The organism is Saccharothrix sp. ST-888, from assembly GCF_000955975.1.
GTDB lineage: Bacteria > Actinomycetota > Actinomycetes > Streptomycetales > Streptomycetaceae > Kitasatospora.
The window spans coordinates 1-5,506 of the sequence record NZ_JYJF01000194.1 but is presented as its reverse complement, the minus strand read 5'-3'; the positions used below and the strand labels follow the sequence as shown (position 1 = coordinate 5,506).

Genomic DNA, 5,506 nt, shown 5'->3' with positions numbered 1-5,506 from the left:
GTGGACCCGCGCTACCCGGCGGCCCGGATCGCGTACCTGCTCCAGGACTCCGGGCCCGCCCTGCTGGTGACGACGGGCCAGGTGGCAGACCTGCCGGGCATGGAGGCGGTGGACCGGCTGCTGCTGGACGATCCGGCGACCGCCGAGCTCCTCGCGGCCCTCCCGGACGGGGACCCGGGTGTCCCCGTCGACCCCCGGAACCCCGCGTACGTCATCTACACCTCCGGTTCGACCGGACGGCCCAAGGGCGTGGTGGTGAGCCACGCGGGCCTGCCGGCGCTGGTGGCCGAGCAGGTGGAGCGTCTCGGGCTCACCGTCGACAGCCGGGTGCTCCAGTTCGTCTCGCCGAGCTTCGACGTCTCGGTGTGGGACCTGTGCGGCGCCCTGCTCACCGGCGCCGCCCTGGTGCTGGCACCCGCGACCGAGCCGATCGCCGCGCTGACCGACCCGAGCCTCGCGATCACGCACGCCTTCGTCCCGCCGTCCGTTCTCGCGGCCGTGCCGGAGGACGGCGTGGCCGTGCCGGTGCTGGTGGCGGGCGGCGAGGCGGTCCCGCCGGAGCTGGTGGCGCGCTGGGCGCCGGGGCGGCGGATGCTCAACGGGTACGGTCCGACCGAGACGACGATCATCGCGACGATGAGCGAGCCGCTGTCGCCGGGGACGGGTGTGCCGCCGATCGGCCGTCCCATCGCCGGCTTCCGGGCGTACGTGCTGGACCAGCGGCTGGGCCTGGTACCGCCGGGCGTGACCGGGGAGCTGTACATCGCGGGCCCGGGGCTCGCGCGCGGCTACCTGAACCGGCCCGGCCTGACCGCCGGGCGCTTCGTGGCCTGCCCGTTCGGGCCGGCCGGGGATCGCATGTACCGTACCGGCGACCTGGTGCGCCGACGCGCTTGGGGGTCCCCCCGGCCGGAGGCTGGGGGAGGTGCGTTGGAGTACCTCGGGCGCGCCGACGACCAGGTGAAGGTGCGCGGCTTCCGGGTCGAACTCGGCGAGATCGAGACGGCGCTCGCCGAACACCCGCAGGTCCGCCAGGTCGCGGTGACCGCCCGGAAGGACCAGGCCGACGACACCCGTCTGGTCGCCTACCTGGTGCCCGCCGACGGAACGGAACTCCAGCCGGACGAGCTTCGCGCCCACCTCCGCGAGCGGCTGCCGGACTACCTGGTGCCGGCCGCGTTCGTGCTGCTCGACGCGCTGCCGCTGACCACCAACGGCAAGCTGGACCGGCGTGCCCTGCCCGAGCCGGAGTTCACCGGTTCGCGGACCGGCCGGGCGCCGCGCACGTCCCAGGAGCACGCCCTGGCCGAGCTGTTCGCCGAGGTGCTGGGCGTAGCCGGGGTCGGGGCCGACGACGACTTCTTCGACCTGGGCGGGCACTCGCTGCTCGCCACCCGGCTGGTGGCCCGGGTCCGCGCGGCCCTGGGCGTGGAGCTGGAGCTGCGCAGCCTGTTCGCGACGCCGACGGTGGCCGGGCTGGCCGCCGCCGTGGCCGGAGCCGGCCGGGCCCGGCCGGCCCTGAGCCGGGTGGAGCGGCCCGACCGGGTGCCGCTGTCGTCCGCCCAGCAGCGGGTCTGGTTCCTGCAGCAGTTGGAGGGCGCCGGGCCGATCTACAACATCCCGCTGGCGTGGCGGCTCTCCGGTCCGCTGGACCGGGTGGCCCTGGAAGCGGCGCTCGGCGACGTCGTCGACCGGCACGAGAGCCTGCGCACGGTCTACCCGGCGGTCGGCGGCGTGCCGTACCAGCAGGTCCTGGACGCGGGGACGGTCCGGCCCGAGCTGCCCGTCACCCGGACCGACGAGACCGACCTGCCGGAGCGGCTGGCCGGGGCGGCGGGGCACGCGTACGACCTCGCGACCGAACCGCCGCTGCGCGCCGAGCTGTTCGAGCTCTCGCCGGACGAGCACGTGCTGCTGGTGGTGGTGCACCACATCGCCGGTGACGGCTGGTCGCTCGGCCCGCTGGCCGCCGACCTGGCCACCGCGTACGCGGCGCGCTGCCTCGGCGGCCGGCCGCAGTGGGCCCCGCTGCCCGCGCAGTACGCCGACTACACCCTGTGGCACCAACGGCTGCTCGGGGACCGTGCCGATCCCGAGAGCCTGTTCGCCCGGCAGACGGCCTACTGGGCCGAGCGGTTGGCCGACCTGCCCGAGCAGCTCCGGCTGCCCACCGACCGGCCCCGCCCGGCGACCACCTCCTTCCGCGGCGGGCACCTGACGATCGACCTGGACGCGGAACTGCACGCCGCGCTGGTACGCCTGGGCCGGGAGCACGGCGCCAGCGTCTACATGGTGCTCCAGGCCGCACTGGCGTCGCTGCTGGACAAGCTCGGCGCGGGCACGGACCTCCCCGTCGGCAGCCTGATCGCCGGCCGCACCGACCAGGGCCTGGACGAGCTCGTCGGGTTCTTCGTCAACACGCTGGTGCTGCGCACCGACACCTCCGGGGACCCGACGTTCGCCGAGCTGCTGGCCCGGGTCCGGGAGGGCGCGCTGGCCGCGTACGCGCACCAGGAGCTGCCGTTCGAGCACCTCGTCGAGGCGCTCAACCCGGCGCGGTCGCTCGCCCGCCAGCCGCTGTTCCAGGTCCTGCTCGCGTTGCAGAACGTGCCGCGCACCGAGTTCTCGCTGCAGGGCCTGCGCGCCGAGATCGTGCTGGTGCGGATGCCCACCACGATGTTCGACCTCTCCTTCCACCTGCTGGAGCGCGGCGGGACCGGCGGGCCGGCCGAGGGCATCACCGGGCGGGTCGAGTACGCCACCGACCTGTTCGACCGTGCGACGGTGGAGGCGCTGGTCGCCCGCTGGCTGCGGCTGCTGGCCGCGGTGGTCGCCACCCCGGACCGGCCGCTGAGCCGGATCGACGTCCTCACCCCCGAGGAGCGGCACGAGCTGCTCGTCGCGCGCAACGACACCGCCACCGCCACGGCGGCCGCCGGCACCGGCCTGCCGGCCCGGTTCGAGGCCTGGGCCCGGGAGACCCCGCAGGCCCCGGCGGTGGTGTTCGAGGACACCGTCCTGACGTACCAGGACCTGAACCTCCGGGCCAACCGCCTGGCCCACGCGCTGATCGGGCGCGGGGTGGGGCCCGAGCAGATCGTCGCGCTGCGACTGCCGCGCTCCGCCGAGCTGGTGGTCGCCGTCCTCGCGGTGCTCAAGACCGGTGCGGCGTACCTGCCCGTCGACCCGGAGTACCCGGCCGCCCGGATCGAGTACATGCTCACGGACGCGCGGCCGGCCGTGGTGCTCGACGACCTCGCCGACGTCACGTCGGTCGAGGGCCGGCGGGAGACCGACCCCGGCGTCGCCGTGGACGCGCGCCACCCGGCCTACGTCATCTACACCTCCGGCTCCACCGGCCGGCCCAAGGCCGTGGTGATGCCCGCCGCCGGGCTGCTGAACCTGCTGGAGTGGCACCACCGGGCCGTCGGCGGCGCACCCGGCACGCGCACCGCGCAGTTCACCGCGATCAGCTTCGACGTCTCGGTGCAGGAGACGCTGTCCGCGCTGCTGTACGGCAAGACCCTGGTGGTGCCGGCCGACGAACAGCGCCGCAGCGCCGAGCTGTTCGCGCACTGGCTGGACCGGCATCGGGTCGAGGAGCTGTTCGCGCCCAACCTGGTGGTCGAGGCGCTGGCCGAGGCCGCCGCGGAGGCCGGGCTGGAGCTGCCCGACCTGCGGCTGATCGCGCAGGCCGGCGAGGCCATGCGCCTGGGTGGTGCCGTGCGCCGCTTCCAGACCGCCCGGCCGGGCCGGGTGCTGCACAACCACTACGGCCCCGCCGAGACCCATGTGATCACCGCCTTCCCACTGCCGGCCGACCCCGCCGACTGCCCGCTTCCGGTGCCGATCGGCCGTCCGATCTCCAACTGCCGGGTGTACGTGCTGGATTCCTCCCTGCGGCCGGTCGCCCCCGGTGTCACGGGTGAGCTGTACCTGGCGGGGGAGGGGCTGGCACGGGGCTATCTGAACCGGCCGGGGCCGACGGCCGGACGGTTCCTCGCCGACCCGTACGGTCCGGCGGGCTCGCGGATGTACCGCACCGGTGACCTGGTCCGCTGGCGCGCTTGGGGGTCCCCCCGGCCGGAGGCCGGGGGAGGCGAGCTGGAGTTCGCGGGCCGGGTGGACGACCAGGTGAAGGTGCGCGGGTTCCGGGTCGAACTCGGTGAGATCGAGGCGGCGCTGGCCGCGCACCCGGGCGTCGCCCAGGTCGCCGCGCTGGCGCGGGAGCACCGGCCGGGCGACCTGCGGATCGTCGCGTACGTGGTGCCCTCGGCCGAGGGCGGGGCCACTGCGGCGGACTTGGCGGCGTACCTGCGCGACCGTCTGCCGGACTACCTGGTGCCGGCCGCGTTCGTGCTGTTGGAGGCGTTGCCGCTGACGCCGAACGGGAAGCTGGACCGTGCGGCCCTGCCGGCGCCCGACAGCCGGAGTGCGGGGGCGGGCCGGGCGCCGCGGACACCGCAGGAGCAGATCCTGTGCGAGCTGTTCGCCGAGGTGCTGGGGGTGCCGCAGGTCGGCGTCGACGACGACTTCTTCGACCTGGGGGGCCACTCGCTGCTGGCGACCCGCCTGGTGTCCAGGGTCCGGGCGGCACTGGGGGCCGAGCTGGAGCTGCGCAGCCTGTTCCGGACCCCGACGCCGGCCGGGCTCGCGGTCCGGTTGGGAGACGCCGGCGCCGCGCGGAAGGCGCTGCTGCCCAGGCTGCGCCCGGAGCCGATGCCGCTCTCGTTCGCGCAGCGGCGCCTGTGGTTCCTCCAGCAGTTCGGGGCGCCCAGCGCCACCTACCACATGCCCCTGGCCCTGCGGCTGTCCGGCGACCTCGACCGGGCCGCGCTGAGTGCCGCGCTGGCGGACGTGGTGGTCCGGCACGAGACCCTGCGGACGGTCTTCCCGCACACCACCGGCGTTCCGCGCCAGCGGGTGCTGGACGCCGCCGAGGTCGCCGTCCCGCTGCCCGTGCGCGCGGCCGGTGAGGTGGAGGTGCCGGCGCTGCTGCGGGCGGCGGCGGTGCGCGGATTCGACCTGACGTCGGAAGTGCCGCTGCGGGCGGAGCTGTTCGCGGTCGCAGCGGACGAGCACGTGCTGCTGGTGGTGATCCACCACATCGCGGGCGACGGCTGGTCCATGGGGCCGCTGGCCCGCGACCTTGCCACGGCGTACTCCAGCCGGCGGGGCGGGAAGGCGCCCGACTGGCCGCCGCTGCCGGTGACGTACCGGGACTACACGCTGTGGCAGCACGAGATCCTGGGCGACGAGCACGACGCGGACAGCGCGTTCGCCCGCCAGGTCGGCTACTGGACCGAGGCGTTGGCCGGGATGCCCGAACAGCTGCAGCTGCCGGTCGACCGGCCGCGTCCGGCCGTCATGTCGTACGGCGGCGACCTCCTGGAGGTCCGGATCGACGCCGAACTGCATGCCGCGCTGGTGGAGTTGGCGAGGCGTTCGGGTGCGAGTCTGTTCATGGTGCTGCAGGCGGGGTTGGCGGCGTTGTACACGCGGTTGG

Annotated in this window: 1 protein-coding gene; it reads left to right on the top strand. The window is 75.2% G+C overall.

The annotated features are described in order from the left end of the window. The coding region (locus UK12_RS31685) for a non-ribosomal peptide synthetase (protein WP_045306663.1) at positions 1-5,506 on the top strand (5,506 nt) is incomplete at both ends.